This is a genomic window from Brevibacterium sp. NPDC049920 (genome assembly GCF_040656435.1).
In the GTDB taxonomy this organism is placed as follows: Bacteria; Actinomycetota; Actinomycetes; order Actinomycetales; family Brevibacteriaceae; genus Brevibacterium; species Brevibacterium pityocampae.
The window spans coordinates 128,806-143,542 of sequence record NZ_JBFAMF010000007.1 but is presented as its reverse complement, the minus strand read 5'-3'; the positions used below and the strand labels follow the sequence as shown (position 1 = coordinate 143,542).

Annotated in this window: 11 protein-coding genes and 1 tRNA gene; 5 read left to right on the top strand and 7 right to left on the bottom strand. The window is 69.7% G+C overall.

Going from position 1 to position 14,737, the window contains the following annotated elements; translation table 11 throughout:
- Window positions 1-19 precede the first annotated feature (19 nt).
- From AB0I45_RS09070 to AB0I45_RS09060, 3 genes are all read left to right on the top strand, one after another.
- Complete coding sequence (locus AB0I45_RS09070) at window positions 20-1,300, top strand: histidine kinase (protein ID WP_175406935.1); 1,281 nt, start codon at window positions 20-22, stop codon at window positions 1,298-1,300.
- A gap of 14 nt (window positions 1,301-1,314) precedes the next feature.
- Entirely contained in the window at window positions 1,315-2,013 is a 699-nt protein-coding gene (locus AB0I45_RS09065) for a response regulator transcription factor (RefSeq protein ID WP_360317855.1), read from the top strand.
- Between the two features lie 215 nt (window positions 2,014-2,228).
- Complete coding sequence (locus AB0I45_RS09060; protein WP_295690103.1) at window positions 2,229-3,044, top strand: hypothetical protein; 816 nt, start codon at window positions 2,229-2,231, stop codon at window positions 3,042-3,044.
- Window positions 3,045-3,178: 134 nt separating this feature from the next.
- On the opposite strand, the gene AB0I45_RS09055 is transcribed toward AB0I45_RS09060, so the two are convergent.
- The 5 genes from AB0I45_RS09055 to AB0I45_RS09035 all read right to left on the bottom strand — a co-directional run bounded on the left by AB0I45_RS09055 (window position 3,179) and on the right by AB0I45_RS09035 (window position 8,656).
- Window positions 3,179-3,254: transfer RNA gene (locus tag AB0I45_RS09055), tRNA-Arg, on the bottom strand.
- 96 nt (window positions 3,255-3,350) lie between these two features.
- A complete protein-coding gene (locus tag AB0I45_RS09050; RefSeq protein ID WP_247425342.1) occupies window positions 3,351-4,304 on the bottom strand; it encodes a M15 family metallopeptidase in 954 nt (317 codons plus the stop codon).
- 293 nt (window positions 4,305-4,597) lie between these two features.
- Window positions 4,598-5,653 carry a hemolysin family protein gene (locus AB0I45_RS09045; RefSeq protein ID WP_295690102.1) on the bottom strand — a complete coding sequence of 352 codons (1,056 nt, stop codon included), beginning with the start codon at window positions 5,651-5,653 and terminating at the stop codon, window positions 4,598-4,600.
- Complete coding sequence (locus tag AB0I45_RS09040; RefSeq protein ID WP_295690100.1) at window positions 5,650-6,969, bottom strand: hemolysin family protein; 1,320 nt, start codon at window positions 6,967-6,969, stop codon at window positions 5,650-5,652. The genes AB0I45_RS09045 and AB0I45_RS09040 overlap by 4 nt, the downstream gene beginning before the upstream one ends.
- A 232-nt stretch (window positions 6,970-7,201) precedes the next feature.
- Window positions 7,202-8,656, bottom strand: a complete 1,455-nt coding sequence (locus tag AB0I45_RS09035) for a GuaB1 family IMP dehydrogenase-related protein (RefSeq protein ID WP_295690099.1) — start codon at window positions 8,654-8,656, stop codon at window positions 7,202-7,204.
- 98 nt (window positions 8,657-8,754) lie between these two features.
- Here AB0I45_RS09035 and AB0I45_RS09030 point away from each other — a divergent pair, with 98 nt between their 5' ends.
- Together AB0I45_RS09030 and AB0I45_RS09025 are read left to right on the top strand one after the other, a co-directional pair.
- Window positions 8,755-12,600, top strand: coding sequence for a multifunctional oxoglutarate decarboxylase/oxoglutarate dehydrogenase thiamine pyrophosphate-binding subunit/dihydrolipoyllysine-residue succinyltransferase subunit (locus AB0I45_RS09030; protein WP_295690098.1), 3,846 nt, complete (start codon window positions 8,755-8,757; stop codon window positions 12,598-12,600).
- A complete protein-coding gene (locus AB0I45_RS09025) occupies window positions 12,597-13,205 on the top strand; it encodes a GDSL-type esterase/lipase family protein (protein ID WP_137319396.1) in 609 nt (202 codons plus the stop codon). Before AB0I45_RS09030 ends, AB0I45_RS09025 begins: the two co-directional genes overlap by 4 nt.
- 503 nt (window positions 13,206-13,708) lie before the next feature.
- Here AB0I45_RS09025 and rsrA read toward each other — a convergent pair.
- Both rsrA and AB0I45_RS09015 read right to left on the bottom strand, forming a co-directional pair.
- Complete coding sequence (gene rsrA, locus AB0I45_RS09020; protein ID WP_137319395.1) at window positions 13,709-14,002, bottom strand: mycothiol system anti-sigma-R factor; 294 nt, start codon at window positions 14,000-14,002, stop codon at window positions 13,709-13,711.
- Window positions 13,995-14,633 (bottom strand): sigma-70 family RNA polymerase sigma factor, encoded by a 639-nt coding sequence (locus AB0I45_RS09015; RefSeq protein WP_175407042.1) that lies wholly within the window; start codon window positions 14,631-14,633, stop codon window positions 13,995-13,997. Before AB0I45_RS09015 ends, rsrA begins: the two co-directional genes overlap by 8 nt.
- Window positions 14,634-14,737 lie beyond the last annotated feature (104 nt).

Sequence of the window (14,737 nt, the reverse complement as noted above, 5' to 3'; positions counted from 1 at the left end):
CCGCACTACGGTGGGGATCGTGAATAGCCTTGCCGCGCGGATCGTGCGCCTCTCCCTGCGCACCCTGTGGGACATCGTGCTGTACCTGCTGGGTGTCCTCCTCACGTTCCTCAGCATCGAGGGCGTGCCGGGCGCCACCTCCGGACCGGGGCTCCCGACCGACCTCGGGATCGTCGTCCTGCTCCTCGCCTGCCTGCTCTGGCTCACCGTGTTCCTGCGTCGACGCTTCCCCGTCGTGCCGCTCGTCGCAGGTGCCCTCCTCACGCTCGTCGGCATGGACTACTGGCTCGTTCTCATCGGCGCCTTCCACGCTCTCGCACGGCTGCGCGGATGGCCGGCGATTGCCGCGGCGGCCGGCGCGGGGGTGCTCGTCGTGTTCGCGACGGTGCGCGACCTCGTCCGCGATCCCCAGTCGACGATGATCGGCTCGCTCTTCGGGGTCGCGGGCACACCGGACACGCCCGGCAGCGGGGCGGTCGCCGCGATCGTCGTCCTCATCGTCGCGGCGATGTCGGTCGGCACCACCGGCGGGCTGGCGCTCCTCGTCCGCAGTCGGCGCGAGACCGCCACCGCACGCACCCGCGTCGAGGCCGTCGACGCTCGCAACGCCGATCTCAGCTCGGAGCTGGCCCGCACGTCCGAACGGGACCGGCTCGCCACGGAGATCCATGATGCGCTCGCCCATCGGCTGTCGGTGATCTCCCTGCAGTCGGGGGCGCTGGAGACGGCGACGCACACTTCCGACCCTGCGCTCGCTCACGCCGCGCGCGTGCTGCGGGGCCAGGCGCACGCCTCGCTCGAGGATCTGCGCGGTCTGCTCGGGGATCTGCGGACCGGCGGCCCGGCCTCCTCCACCGGTCCGACCGAGGCACCGGCCACCGCCTCCATGCGCGCACTCCCCCGCCTCGTCCGCTCGCTGCGCGAGGCCGGGACGGCGGTGGACGCCGTCGTGCTGCTCGACGGCACGGAATCGGCCCCCGCCGCGCTCGATCGCAGCATCTACCGGATCGCGCAGGAATCCCTGACCAACGCGCTCAAGCACGCGCCGGGCGCACCGATCTCGCTGTACGTCGAGGGTGCGCCGGGATCGGATATCAGGATCCGGGTGTCGAATCCGATCGGCGGACCAGTGGACCCGGTGCTGCAGGGCTCGGGTGCGGGCTCCGGGATCGCAGGCATCCGCGAGCGGGTGCGCCTGCTGTCGGGCGCGTCGTGGATCGGCGTCCATGAGGACTGCTTCGTCGTCGACGCGACGCTCCCGTGGCCCATCGAGGCCGCGCAGGCCTGGCGCGGGGTGTGACCTATATTCGAGAGGTGACCGCCGCCCCTGAACCGCCCCCGCGGCCCGCCGCTATCCGGGTCCTCGTCGTCGACGACGACCCGTATTCGCGAGCGGGCATCCGGGCGATCCTGCAGCAGGCGCCGGATCTCGAGGTCGTCGGCGAGGCGGCGGACGGTGCCGAGGCGATCGACCGTGCCTCCGCGCACTTCCCCGACGTCGTCATCATGGACATCCGGACGCCGGGGATGGACGGCATCACCGCGACCGCCGCGCTCGTCAACGCCGTGCGCCCTCCGCTCGTCGTGGCGCTCACGAGCTTCGACAGCGAGGACGCGGTGTTCCGGGCGCTCGAGGCCGGAGCGGTCGGCTTCCTCCTCAAGGACACCCCTCCGGCGGACCTCGTGGGTGCGATCCGCACCGTGATGGCCGGTGACGCGTTCCTCTCCCCGCGCGCCACTCTCCACCTCATCCGAAGGTTCGGGGTCGGTGGGCGATTCACGGTGCAGCACGATGCCCAGCGCCTGCTCGGCACCCTCACCGAGCGCGAGCGGGAGGTCGCCGAGCTCGTGGCCGAGGGCCTGACGAACCGGCTCATCGCCGACCGGCTGTTCCTGTCCGAGGCGACGGTCAAGGTGCACCTGGGACGCGTCATGCTCAAGCTCGCCGCCGATACCCGGGTGGGTGTCGCGATCGCGGTCGAACGGGCCCGCCCCGGCGGCCGGCGCCGCTGAGAACCGAGCTGCCGCGCGGGAGGCATCGATGGCCGGCGGAGGCGCCGACTCGTGGCCGAGGCGGCGGGCGGACGGCACGTCCGGACCATCGCGCGGCCCAGGCTCTGCGCCGTTCGTCGCGTGCCCGTTCGCCGCTCGTTCAAGGTTCATTCATCGGGCCAGCACATCCAGAGCATGTAATGGCGGTGGATCACTCGCTCACCGTAAGGGGAATCATGAAGAAGTCTCTGGTCCTGGCACCTGCGATCGCACTCGCTCTCACCGGTCTCGGCGCGCCGGCGATCGCGGCCGCCTCCATTCCGGCGTCCGCTGCCGCAGCGGCGGCCGAGGTCGTCTTCCCGAAAATCACCACCTCGGACATCACCTACACCGAAGGCGACGACGACGCCACCATCAGCATCACCGGCACCGCCACACCCAACACCCCCGTCGACATCCGCCAACTGGCGATCATGACCACCTCCGGCAACACCTACTACGTCAAATCCGCCGTCCCCGAGGTCACCACCGACGACACCGGCGCATGGACCCTCGAACTGCCGCTGTCGACCACCTTCGGCGCCCAATACCGCAACGACATCCACCGACAGCTCTCCAACACCGACGACAACCTCGACGAAGTCGTCACCGGCGACACCCTCTCGATCATGGTCAGCGCAGCAGGCAAGAGCAGCAACAAGTTCATCACCCTCACCGTCGACGACGCACCCGAAGAACCCGCCGAACCCGGTCACGGGCTCCGAGTCGATGCGCCGGCGGAAGTCACGCGGAAGGACCTGAAGAAGGGTTTCGTGATCTCGGGTACGAACTCCACCGGAGAGCACATCATGGTCTCCGTCCACCCCTCGAACGATGACCGCAAGCCCACGACATTCCGTTTTCCCGGATCCAAGACGGAATGGGCGAAGACGTTCAAGAACATCAAGCACACCGCGGGCGTGGAGCCCGGCGACACGCTGACCGTCGAAGTCCGCTATGCCAAGGGCGACAGGTCCGTCATCACCACGGAGACCATCGTCGTCACCGAGTGATCGCCGCGCTGCGCTTCCGATCGCCGACCGCTCTCGTCAAGCAGTGCCCCCGCCCCGTTCAGGGGAAGCATCTCCGGCAGTGAAAATGCGAAATCCCGCGGTTCCGTTCTCAGGAACCGCGGGATTTCGCGATGTGGTGCCCGCGACAGGATTCGAACCTACGACCTTCTGCTCCGGAGGCAGACGCTCTATCCACTGAGCTACGCGGGCGGGCAACTCGACAATACTAGCACTCACCGAAGGGGTGCGTGCGCCGAGTGTGCGAATGTGACCGACATGACGCCGGGCACGCGGTGCGAACCGGGCTCAGGCGCCGCGGATCGACTGCCGGGCCGGGACGTATTCCCAGTGCCAGGGCTCGTACTTGCTCGACTTCGCCCAGTCCGGGTTCTCCCAGCCGTACTTGCCGGCATTCTTGACGAGCCATTCGTACTGCTCGCCCGAGGCGGTGGCCGCACCGCCGCCGAAGTCGAGCGCGATCCCCCAGCCGTGGAGCGAGGTGCCGGGGCGGGCGGCGAGACCGGGCTTGCGACCGGCCACGGAGACCTGCGACTCGAGCGTCCGGTAGGAATCGGTGATCGCCATGTCCTTGCCGGTGTCGGCCTTGTACGCGGCGTTCATCTCCGCGAAGGAGACGGCGGCGTCGGCGCGGAGCTTGTGCCCGCCGATACCGATCTCGCACAGCCACTCGTCGGGGATCTGCCCGTTCGATGCGTCCCCTGCGGGAGCTTCGCCGGAGCAGCCCGGCAGCACGGTGCGGGTGACGGAGCGGGACGCGGCCTCGGCCTTGCGGTCCTGGGCGCTCGGCACGCCGCCGGCGTAGGCGTCGGCCTCGCCGGCCGCCTTGTCGCCCTCCTCGGCGTCGACCTGCGGGTCGACGGACTCGGCGCCGATCGCCTCGACGGCGTCGGTGCTGATCTCCTGGGCGGCGGCGACCTGCGTGCTCGGCATGTTCGAGCTCAGCAGCACGCCGGCGATCGCGGTGCCGGCGACGGACACGGAGGCCATCGCGGTGACGGTGGTGACGCGGCGGCGCTTGAGAGCGCGGACGGCGCTGCCGTCGGAGCCGCGGGTCGCGATGGACCGGGCACCGACGGTGCCAGAGGAGCGGCGCTCCACGAGGTCCTCGGTCCGCGGCGCCGGGCTCGCAACGGCCGAGCGCAGGAACGGGAGCTTCCGTTCCGCCCGGCGGGCCGCCTCTTCCTGCTTGCGCAGATCACGACGACGCACGAGTGCCGGCGCGGTGGTTTCCTGACCCACTCCACAACTCCAAACTGACGACTGCAGGTTCTGCGATGCCGGCGCACGAGCACACGACGACATCTGCGCACGGTGTGGCGGAGGGGAAGGATCCGACCGTGCACCAGGTATGTCACAACACTATAACGAGAAAGTGACGGAATGACACATTCCCGTGACCCGGTCCGGGGCCGAGGCGCTCGGACAGTGCCGCGACCGCCCCCGATACCCGCGGAATCACGGGGATGTCACCGATTTGTCACAATTATCGCATCACTGTGATCACCGGCGTGCCGGGGTGTGTCGAGAGGCCCTCAGCGGCGTGAGCGCGGCCCGCGCTGCATCGCGTCGTGGACCTCCCCGACGAGCTCCTCGAGCACGTCCTCGAGGAACAGCACGCCGACCGCGACACCGGCGGCGTCGAGCACCCGTCCCACATGGTTGCCGGCGTCCTGCATGACGCCGAGCGAGTCCTCGATCTCGTCCCCGGCGGTGAGCGTGACGAGAGAGCGGTAGCGCTTCGCCGGGATCTCCGCCTCGTAGTCGGCCGGGGTGTCGGCGTAGAGCACGTCCTTGATGTGGATGTAGCTCTCCGGCGCGCCGTCGGCGTCGAGGAGGATGTAGCGGGAGAAGCCGGTGCGGGCGACGAGCCGCTCGATGTCGGACGGGGTCGCACCGGCCTGAAGCGTGATGACGCGATCCATCGGCACCATGACGTCCCCGATCGACTTGTCGGAGAACTCGAGCGCGCCCTTGAGCAGCCCGGTGTCGTCGCTGAGCAGCCCTTCGCGCTGGGACTCGACGACGATCGACTGCACCTCTTCGACCGTGTAGGCGGCGTTGACCTCGTCGCGCGGCTCGACTCCCATCAGGCGCAGGATCCCGTTCGCGATCGCGTTGAGCGGGCGGATGACGAAGCCGAACACCTTGGACAGGAACACGAGCGGCGGCGCGAGCAGCATCGCGGCCTGCCGCGACATGGCGAGTGCGATGTTCTTGGGGATCATCTCGCCGATGACCACATGGAGGTACGTCACCGCCGACAGCGCGATGATGAAGGCGACGACGTCGGACATCGTCGGCGGGATGCCGAGGAACTCCATCGGGCCGGCGAGCAGGTGGTGGATCGCCGGCTCCGCGACATTGCCGATGAGCAGCGAGCACACGGTGATGCCGAGCTGGCAGATCGCGAGCATGATAGAGACGTGCTCCATCGCGTAGAGCGCTGTCCGAGCCGATTTCGACCCGGCCGCGGCCCGCGGTTCGATCTGCGAGCGCTTGGCCGACACGATGCCGAACTCCGCGGCGACGAAGAAGGCGTTGGCCAGCAGCAGGACCACGAGCCAGACGAGACCCATCCAGTCGCTCATGACGCACCCCCGAATCCGCTCGCGAGGTAGTCCGGGATGAGGCGCAGCCTCTCGATCCGACGGCCGTGCATCCGCTCGACGACGAGGCGCGCCTCGGGCAGGCGGACGCTGTCGCCCTCGACCGGGATCCGGCCGAGCGTGAGCATGACATAGCCGGCCATGGTCTCGTAGTCGGGGTCCTGGGGCACCTCGAGGCCGATCACCGAGCTCACCTCGTCGGGACGCAGCCGGCCCGGGACCACCCAGCTGCCGTCGCGCACCGGACGCACGCTCACACGCAGCCGGTCGTGCTCGTCGACGACCTCGCCGACGAGCTCCTCGACGACGTCCTCGAGCGTGACGACCCCGGCGGTACCGCCGTACTCGTCGACGACGAGCGCCATCTGGCTGCCGCGCATCCGCAGCTCCATGAGGAGCGGATCGAGCGGCATCGTCTCCGGCACCTGCGCGACCTCGCTCATGAGACCGGCGGCGAAGGCGTCGGGCCGGTTGGCCAGCGGCACCGCGACGGCCTGCTTGACGTGGACCATGCCGACGATGTCGTCGCGCGAATCCCCGACGACCGGGAACCGCGAGAAGCCCGTCTGCCGGGCGGTCTCGACGATCTCCGCGGCCGTGGTGTCGCGGTTGACGCTGATCATCGAGGTGCGCGGAGTCATGACGTCCTCAGCGGTGCGCTCGGAGAAGCTCAGCGTGCGGGTGAGGAGGTCCGCGGTCTGCTCGGCCATCGTGCCCTCCTGAGCGGAGTGGCGCACGAGCGCGGTGAGCTCCTCCGGGGAGCGCCCGGCGGTGCCCTCCTCCTGCGGCTCGATGCCCATCGCGAGCAGGGCCTTGTTCGCGGTGCCGTTGAGCACTGCGATGACGGGCCGGAACACCACCGAGAAGATGTACTGGAGCGGGACGAAGATCTTGCCGGTGATGAGCGGGGCGGAGATCGCGAGGTTCTTCGGCACGAGCTCGCCGACGATCATCGAGAGGAAGGTCGAGATGAGGAGGGCGAGGGTGAGGCTCGCGGTCGACGCCGCGGACTCCCCGAGGCCGAAGCCCTCGAACATCGGCGACAGGAGGACGCCGAGCGAGGGCTCCATGAGGTAACCGGTGAGGAGGGTGGTGAGCGTGATGCCCACCTGCGCCGCCGACAGCTGGGTCGAGAGCTGGGTCATCCCCTTCTTGAGGTACGAGGACCCGCGCTCACCCCGTTCGACGGACTGGTCGACGGTGTGCTTGTCGAGGGTGAGGAGGGAGAATTCGGCGGCGACGAACACGCCGGTGCCGAGGATCAGCAGGAGCGCGAGGGCGAGGAGGAACCACTCCATCTCAGTGACGGTCCCCCTGGCTCGACGGCCGGTGCGCGGTGCGCTGCGGATGCGTGTGATCGTGCGGGGGATGGACGGGGCTGCCGGCTCGAGGCCGGCCGGGACTGTCACTGGTCATGCGCAGTATCCTAACGAACCCCGTCCACCGGCCCCGCGCCGGGAAGACGGCCGGAACCGGTTCACGGCAGACTCACAGACTGCGGTAGCGGCCGCCGGATCGCGCCCTGCGGGCTCACCAGCTCCGGTCGAGCGGGCGGCCCTCCTCGTACCCTGCCGCCGATTGGATCCCGACGAGCGCCCGGTCGGCGAACTCGGCGAGCGTGCGCGCGCCGGCGTAGGTGCACGAGGAGCGCACTCCCGAGGTGATCTCGTCGAGCAGGTCCTCGACGCCGGGGCGCTCGGGATCGATGAACATCCGGCCGCTCGAGATCCCCTCCTCGAACAGGCCCTTGCGCGCGCGATCGAAGGCGGACTCGGTGCGGGTGCGGGCGGCGACCGCCCGGGCCGAGGCCATGCCGAAGCTCTCCTTGTACTGGCGTCCGGAGGGGTCGACGAGCAGGTCGCCGGGGCTCTCGAGGGTCCCGGCGAACCACGAGCCGACCATGACCTGCGAGGCGCCGGCGGCGAGCGCCAGGGCGACGTCGCGGGGGTGCCGCACTCCCCCGTCGGCCCAGACGTGGGCGCCGAGGCCGCGGGCGGCGGCTGCGCATTCGGCGACGGCGGAGAACTGGGGGCGGCCGACCGCGGTCATCATCCGGGTGGTGCACATCGCCCCGGGCCCGACCCCGACCTTGATGATGTCGGCGCCGGCCTCGACGAGATCCTCGACCCCGGCGGCGGTGACGACGTTGCCGGCGACGACCGGCACCCCGAGCTCGAGGCCGTCGATGGTGCGCAGCGCCTCGAGCATCTTCTCCTGGTGCCCGTGGGCGGTGTCGACGACGAGGACGTCGGCGCCGGCCTCGACGAGCGCCTGCGCGCGGTGGCCGATGTCGGCGTTGACGCCGATCGCCGCGGCCACCCGGAGCCGGCCGTGCGCGTCGAGCGCCGGGGTGTAGATCGAGGCGCGCAGCACCGACTGCGCGGTGAGCGCCCCGACGAGCACGCCGGAATCGACGACGGGCACGAAGTCGCGCCGCGCCTCGGTCATCCGTTCGTACACCCCGGACAGGTCGGACCGCTCCACGGAATCGAACCGGGAGGCCTCGACCGGTTCGAGCGGCGGCTCCATCACTGCGCTCACCGAGGTGAAGCGGTCGACGCCCTCGAGCGAGTCGCGCGAGATCGTGCCGAGCACGCGCTGGTCCTCGTCGACGACGACCGCGTGGCCGTGCGCGCGCTTGGGCAGGAGGTGGAGGGCGGAGAGCACGGTGTCCTGCGGGAACACCCGGACCGGGGTCTCGTAGACGGGGTGCCGGGCCTTGATCCACGCGAGGGTGTCCGCCGCGACGGACAGCGGGGTGTCCTGCGGGAGCACCGCGAGCCCCCCGCGACGGGCCATGGTCTCGGCCATCCGACGGCCGGACACCGCGGTCATGTTCGCCGCGACGACCGGGATGGTCGTGCCGGTGCCGTCGGCGGAGGAGAGATCGACGTCGAACCGGCTCGTCACGTCCGAGCGGCTCGGCACGAGGAACGCATCGGCGTAGGTGAGCTCATGGGAGGGTGTTCCGGTGATGAAGCGCATAGACCCATTCTCCATTCTCCTGGCGATTTTGCACGGTCGAAGCGCTAGGCTGGGGAGGACGTCAATCACTTCAGATGAGGAAGAGGGCGATTCTCGCCGTGTCCGTAAACACCCCCAACCGCAGCGTCGAGGACTTCGGGTCCAACGAGTGGCTGGTCGAGGAACTCTACGAGCAGTTCAAGTCCGACAAGGATTCCGTCGACAGGTCCTGGTGGCCGTTCTTCGAGCAGTACGAGGCCGAGGGCGGGCAGGACTCCCCGGCGGCCGGGAACGGCGCTCCGACGAAGACGTCGGGGAAGTCGAACCAGAATTCGTCCTCCGCGAAGAAGTCCTCCTCGGACTCTGCGGAGCCCGGGGCCTCGAGCAGCGCCTCGAAGAGCAGCTCGTCCTCGGCCGCCGCCAAGACCGGGAACGCCGCCAAGGGTGAGAAGGGCGCGGATTCCGGGGATGCGAAGAAGCTCGACTCGCACAAGGGCGTGACGCCCTCGGTCAACGAGTCCGAGACCCCGAAGGCGGAGTCGAAGTCCGCGGCCTCGAAGAAGGAGTCGAGCGGCACGCGGGAGAAGTCCGCTCCGCAGGAGACCGTCGAGGACGTCGTGACGAAGCTCCGCGGTCCGGCCAAGCTCATCGCCGAGAACATGGACCAGTCGCTCACCATCCCGACGGCCACCTCGGTCCGCTCGCTGCCGGCGAAGGCGCTCATCGACAACCGCATCGTCATCAACTCCCACCTCAAGCGCACCCGCGGCGGCAAGGTCTCCTTCACCCACCTCATCGGGTTCGCGGTGATCCGGGCGCTCAAGGCCTTCCCGAGCCAGAACGTGTACTACGAGGTGCAGGACGGCAAGCCCGTCATGGTCAGCCCGGGTCACGTCAACTTCGGTCTCGCGATCGACGTCCCCAAGAAGGACGGCACCCGCACCCTGCTCGTGCCCAACGTCAAGAAGGCCGAGACCCTGACCTTCAAGCAGTTCGTCGACGCCTACGACGACCTCGTCGAGCGGGCGCGGATCGGCAAGCTCGCCGCCGACGACTTCGCCGGCACCACGGTGTCCCTGACGAACCCCGGCGGCATCGGCACCGTCCACTCCGTGCCGCGCCTGACCAAGGGCCAGGGCTGCATCATCGGCGTCGGCGCGCTCGAGTACCCCGCCGAGTTCCAGGGCGCCAGCCAGGAGACCATCAACCGCCTGGCGATCTCCAAGGTCGTGACCCTGACCTCGACGTACGACCACCGCGTCATCCAGGGTGCTGGCTCCGGCGAGTTCCTCAAGCTCGTCCACGGCTACCTGCTCGGCGAGGACGGCTTCTACGACGACGTCTTCGAGTCGCTGCGTCTGCCCTACACGCCGGTGCGCTGGGTGCCGGACCTCGACGCCGGCGACCAGACCGACGTCAACAAGTCCGCCCGCGTCATCGAGCTCATCGACGCCTACCGCACGCGCGGTCACCTCATGGCGAACATCGACCCGCTCGTCTACCGCCAGCGCAGCCACCCGGACCTCGATATCAACTCCCACGGCCTCACCCTGTGGGACCTCGAGCGGGAGTTCCCCACCGGCGGCTTCGGCGACCGGCCGCTATTGCCGCTGCGCAAGATCCTCGGCGTGCTCCGCGACTCGTACTGCCGCACCACCGGCATCGAATACATGTACATCGCCGATCCCGAGCAGCGCCGCTGGTTCCAGCAGAAGCTCGAGGTCCCCCACGAGGAGCTCACCCGCGAGGAGCAGGGCCACGTGCTCGGCCGCCTCAACGCCGCCGAGGCGTTCGAGACCTTCCTGCAGACGAAGTACATCGGACAGAAGCGCTTCAGCCTCGAGGGCGGCGAGTCCGCGATCGTCATGCTCGACAAGATCCTCAGTCAGGCGGCCGACGCCGGCATGGACGAGGTGACGATCGGCATGGCCCACCGCGGCCGCCTCAACGTGCTCACCAACATCGCGGGCAAGAGCTACGCCCAGGTGTTCCGCGAGTTCGACGGCACCCAGGCCCCGGACAGCTTCCAGGGCTCCGGCGACGTCAAGTACCACCTCGGCCAGGAGGGCTCCTACACCTCGCCGGACGGCAACTCGACGAAGGTCTACGTCGCGGCCAACCCGAGCCACCTCGAGACCGTCGACCCTGTGCTCGAGGGCATCGCGCGCGCCAAGCAGGACGAGATCGACGCCGGCAACGCCGGATTCTCCGTGCTGCCGGTGCTCGTCCACGGCGACGCGGCCTTCGCCGGTCAGGGAGTCGTCGCGGAGACTTTGCACCTGTCCGAGCTGCGCGGCTACCGCACCGGCGGCACCGTGCACGTCATCATCAACAACCAGGTCGGCTTCACCACCCCGCCGGCCTCGGCCCGCTCCTCGTACTACTGCACCGACGTCGCGAAGACGATCAGCGCGCCGATCCTGCATGTCAACGGCGATGACCCGGAGGCCGTGTACCGGGCCGCCGAGCTCGCCTTCGAGTACCGCCAGGAGTTCAACCGCGACATCGTCATCGACCTCGTGTGCTACCGCCGCCGCGGCCACAACGAGGGCGACGATCCATCGATGACACAGCCGGTGATGTACTCGCTCATCGAGTCGAAGGGCTCGGTGCGCAAGGTCTACACCGAATCGCTCGTCGGCCGGAAGTGCATCTCCGAGGAGGAGGCGCAGGAGGCGCTCAAGGACTACCAGTCCAAGCTCGAGGCCGCCTTCGCCGAGACCAAGGAGGCGGAGAAGCAGGCCAAGGAGGCCGCGAAGCTGCCGCCGCGCCCCGAGCGCCCGGCCGACCTCGAAGCGGACAACCCCTTCGAGACCGCCGTGCCCTCGCAGGTCATCGAGCGGGTCGGCGATGCCCACCTCGAGGTCCCGGACGACTTCGCGGTCCACAAGAAGCTCAAGAGCCTGCTCCAGAAGCGGCAGGAGATGTCGCGCTCCGGCGGCATCGACTGGGGCTTCGCGGAGCTGCTCGCTTTCGGCTCGCTCCTCATGGAGGGCATCCCCGTCCGCCTCGCCGGCCAGGACTCCCGCCGCGGCACCTTCACGCAGCGCCACTCGGTCCTCATCGACCACGACAACGGCAACGAGTGGACGCCGCTGTCGAACCTCACCGAGGACCAGGCGAAATTCTACGTCTACGACTCGCTGCTCAGCGAGTACGCGGCGGTGGGCTTCGAGTACGGCTACGCGGTGGAGCGCCAGGATGCGCTCGTGCTGTGGGAGGCGCAGTTCGGCGACTTCGCGCAGGGCGCGCAGTCGATCATCGACGAGTTCATCTCCTCCTCCGAGCAGAAGTGGGCGCAGACCTCCGGTGTCGTCATGCTCCTGCCGCACGGCTACGAGGGCCAGGGCCCGGACCACTCCTCGGCCCGGATCGAGCGGTTCCTCCAGCTGTGCGCGGAGAACAACATGACCGTCGCCTACCCGTCGAACGGCGCCTCGTACTTCCACCTGCTGCGCCGCCACGCGCACACGGACCGCAAGCGGCCGCTCGTCGTGTTCACTCCGAAGTCGATGCTGCGGCTCAAGTCCGCGGCGACCACGGTCGAGGACTTCACCTCCGGCCGGTTCGAGCCGGTGCTCCCGGACACCACTGTGGATGCCTCGGGCGTCGATCGGGTGGTGTTCGTCTCCGGCAAGCTCTACTGGGACCTGCTGGCGCAGCGGGAGAAGCTCGAGGACACCCGCACCGCGCTCGTCCGCGTCGAGCAGCTCTACCCGCTCGACGAGGAGGGGATCGCAGCCGCGCTCGCGCCGTTCGGCGACGACGTGGAGCTCGTGTGGGCGCAGGAGGAGCCGGAGAACCAGGGCGCCTGGCCGTTCATGGCCCTCGATCTCGTACCGCTGCTCGGCGGCCGCGAGATGCGGATCGTGACCCGCGTCGCCTCGGCGTCCCCGGCGACCGGTCTCAAGAAGGTCCACGACCTCGAGCAGGCCGACCTCGTCGAACGCGTCTTCGCACGGTGACGCAGCAGCGGACGACCACGGTCGTCGTGATCGGTGACGAGCTCGTCGCCGGTCACGGCGACGCCCGCTGCCTGGGCTGGACGGGCCGTGTCGCCGCCCGCACCCTGCCGTCGCTGCCAGACTCCCGGTTCTACGCCCTCGGGGTGGCCGGTGAGGACTCGGTGGGCATGAGCCAGCGCGGGATGGCCGAGGCGCGCCTGCGGTTCGACCCGCACACGCAGAACCGCCTCGTGCTCGCACCGGGCCCGCACGACATCGATGCCGGCCTGTCGACGGCGCGCTCGCGCCTCAACCTCGCCAACGCGCTCGACTCCGCGCTCGGGTCCGAGGTCCTCACCTTCGTCGTCGGGCCTCCCCCGTCGCTCGACCGCGACCGCAACCGGCGCCTCGAGGAGCTCAACGCGGGCTTCGCCGATGTCGCGCTGCGCCGTGGGATCGCCTATGTCGACACCTTCACGCCGCTGCGGGAGCATGCCGCCTGGCAGCGCGAGCTCACCGCGTCCGGCACCGGGCTGCCCGGGCAGGAGGGGTACGGGCTGCTCGCCTGGCTCGTGCTGCACCGCGGCTGGTTCGACTGGCTCGGGGTGCGCGACACCGCCGGCTGAGTCCGTGCTGTGGCGCCCCTGCGCCAGGTATGGAAGAATAATGAGGTCGAACAGAAGGAGTGACGATCATGAGCAAGCGAGGCCGCAAGCGCCGTGACCGCAAGAAGCGCGGAGCCAACCACGGCAAGCGTCCCAACGCCTGAGGCGCACGGACGGCTGCGCTGAGGCGCGGTGCACACAGCGGCGGGGGGGGGGGGGGGGGGGGCGGCCCCCCCCCCGGGGGGGGGGGGGGGGGGGGGGGGGGGGGGGGCAAAAAACCGCCCCCCCCGGCGCCCCGGGGGGGGGCGGGGCGCCGCCGGGCGCGCCCGGGCCGTCCGCGCCGCACTCCAATACCTACCCGCGCGCGCCCCCCCCGCGCTCGGCGGGGGGGGGGGGGCCGCCCCCCCGGGGGGGGGGGGCCGGCCCCCCCCCCCCCCCCCGCCGCTGTGCTGTGCGCTGTTGCAGAATGCTGTTCGCACACCTGTAGCCGCTCTTCCGCAGCGCGCAGGCCGATGCGACGTCCCTCAGCCCATCCGACGGTGGACGGTGATCGTCGTCTGCTCCATCACGATGCGCGCACGGATCCGCTCCTTGAGCCCGTCCGGCGCGGCGTCGTTGCAGCACGAGCGGCGTACGAGCTCCTTGAGGAGCGCCTCGACGGCGTACTCCTCGCGGCAGTCGTGGCAGGTGTCGATGTGCTCGCGGATGGCGGAGATCTCCTCGCCGGAGAGCTCGCCGTCGAGGTAGTGGTAGATCCGGGTCAGGCTCTCCTGGCGTCCGGATCGGCAGCAGTCGTCGTCCCGACGGAGCTCACTCATCGTCGGCCTCCTTCCGGGTTCCGAATCCGCGTTCGGCGGCGTAGCCGGCGAGCATCTCGCGCAGCTGCCTGCGCCCGCGGTGCAGTCGTGACATCACCGTGCCGATGGGAGTGTCCATGACCTCGGCGATCTCCTTGTACGGCAGACCTTCGACGTCCGCGTAGTAGACGACCATCCGGAAGTCCTCGGGGAGCTGGCTCAGCGCATCGGTGACATCGCTGTCCGGGAGCCGGTCGAGCGCCTCGAGCTCCGCGGACCGGCCGCCGGAGGAGGTGTGCGAGGCGGCGCGGTGGATCTGCCAGTCCTCGATGTCCTCCCCGCTCGATTCGAGCGGCTGCCGCTGCTTCTTGCGGTAGTTGTTGATGAAGGTGTTCGTGAGGATGCGGTAGAGCCACGCCTTGAGGTTCGTGCCGGGGGTGTACTGGTGGAAGGCGGCGTAGGCCTTCGTGTACGCCTCCTGGACGAGGTCCTCCGCGTCCGCGGGGTTGCGCGTCATGCGCAGCGCCGCCGCGTACAGCTGGTTGACGTACTCCAGCGCGTCGCGTTCGAAGCGGGCGGAGCGTTCGGCGTCGGTCTCGGCTGCCACGTCGACGGTGTCGTCGACCACGGGCGATGTCGATTCAGTCATCATCGACCATGATACGCCCGTCGCCCCGGCGTCGGGGGTGCGCACCGGGGTTCCGGTGCGCGCGCTGCGCTCTGCGAGCATCGTCGCCGTCATCCGCTCCACTTCCT

Coding starts and splice junctions, on each gene's coding strand:
- AB0I45_RS09060 (WP_295690103.1), top strand. CDS start 2,229: ATGAAGAAGTCTCTGGTCCTGGCACCTGCGATCGCACTCGCTCTCACC.
- AB0I45_RS09045 (WP_295690102.1), bottom strand. CDS start 5,653: ATGAGCGACTGGATGGGTCTCGTCTGGCTCGTGGTCCTGCTGCTGGCC.
- AB0I45_RS09040 (WP_295690100.1), bottom strand. CDS start 6,969: ATGGAGTGGTTCCTCCTCGCCCTCGCGCTCCTGCTGATCCTCGGCACC.
- AB0I45_RS09035 (WP_295690099.1), bottom strand. CDS start 8,656: ATGCGCTTCATCACCGGAACACCCTCCCATGAGCTCACCTACGCCGAT.
- rsrA (WP_137319395.1), bottom strand. CDS start 14,002: ATGAGTGAGCTCCGTCGGGACGACGACTGCTGCCGATCCGGACGCCAG.
- AB0I45_RS09015 (WP_175407042.1), bottom strand. CDS start 14,633: ATGATGACTGAATCGACATCGCCCGTGGTCGACGACACCGTCGACGTG.